Raw genomic sequence first — 1,470 nt, 5'->3', positions numbered from 1 at the left:
TATCGGCATCGTCGGCCGCAACGGCGACGGCAAGTCGACCCTCATGCGCGTGCTCATGCAGCGGTACGCGCCGGATGCCGGCAAGGTGACGGTGCGCGGCGGCATCCGCGTCGGCATGCTCGCCCAGGACGACGACCTGCCGGAGTCCGGCAGCGTGCAGCACACGATCGTCGGCGACCGGCCGGAGCACGAGTGGCTCGGGGACGCCCGGGTGCGCGACGTGCTCAAGGGGCTCGTCGGCGATCTCGCCCTCGACGCCGACGTCGACACGCTTTCCGGCGGCCAACGTCGCCGGGTCGCGCTCGCGCGTCTGCTCGTCGGCGACTGGGATGTCGTCGCCCTCGACGAGCCCACCAACCACCTGGACGTCGAAGGCATCACCTGGCTCGCGGAGCACCTGCGGGCGCGGTGGAGCGCGGCATCCGGAGCCCTTCTGGTCGTCACGCACGACCGCTGGTTCCTCGACGCCGTCTGCACGCGCATGTGGGAGGTGCACGACGGCGAGGTGGAGCCGTTCGAGGGCGGGTACGGGGCGTATATCCTGCAGCGCGTCGAACGCGACCGGCAGGCCGCCGTCGCCGAGGACAAGCGCCGCAACCTGCTGCGCAAGGAGCTCGCGTGGCTGCGCCGAGGGGCCCCGGCGCGCACGTCCAAGCCGAAGTTCCGCATCGATGCGGCGACCCAGCTGATCGAGGGCGAGCCCGACCCGCGCAACGGCATCGAGCTGACCAAGCTCGCCACCGCCCGACTCGGAAAGGACGTCGTCGACCTCGTCGACGCCTCCGTCTCGTTCGACGAGAAGCCCGTGCTCGATCGAGTGGAGTGGCGCATCGCCCCCGGCGAGCGCACCGGCATCCTCGGGGCGAACGGCGCGGGCAAGTCGACCCTGCTCGCACTCGTGGCCGGCACCCTCGCCCCCACGTCCGGGCGCGTCAAGCGGGGGCAGACCGTCAAGGTCGCGCACCTGACGCAGCGGCTCACCGAGCTCGAGCCGGTCGAACGCCTGCGGGTGCGCGAGGTGCTGGCCGAGCAGAAGACGACCTACGTCGCCGGCGGCAAGGAGCTCACGCCCGCCCAGCTGCTCGAACGGCTCGGCTTTCGCGCATCGGAGCTGTCGACGCCCGTCGGCGACCTCTCCGGCGGTCAGAAGCGGCGCCTGCAGCTGCTGCTGGTGCTCATGGGCGAACCGAACGTGCTCATCCTCGACGAACCGACCAACGACATGGACACGGACATGCTCGCCGCCCTCGAGGACCTGCTCGACACGTGGCCGGGCACCCTGCTGGTCGTCTCCCACGATCGCTATTTCATGGAGCGCGTCACCGATCAGCAGTACGCCGTGCTCGACCACCGCTTCCGCCACCTGCCCGGCGGCGTCGATGAGTACCTGCGCCTGCGGGCCGCGATGACGGATGCCGCGTCACGCCCCGCGACCGCCGCGCCCCGGGCCGCGGCATCCACCCCCGCCGC

At 71.8% G+C, this 1,470-nt stretch carries 1 protein-coding gene; it reads left to right on the top strand.

Annotated elements, in window-relative coordinates; genetic code table 11:
- Position 1: 1 nt before the first annotated feature.
- Positions 2–1,470: ABC-F family ATP-binding cassette domain-containing protein (locus ABT08_RS11540; protein WP_288115046.1), on the top strand; the 1,469-nt coding region annotated here is incomplete at its 3' end.

This window comes from Microbacterium sp. SCN 71-21, from assembly GCF_001725695.1.
Taxonomy (GTDB): Bacteria; Actinomycetota; Actinomycetes; order Actinomycetales; family Microbacteriaceae; genus Microbacterium; species Microbacterium ginsengisoli.
Note: the sequence above shows the minus strand (reverse complement) of the source record. Positions and strands in the feature narration are given on the sequence as shown.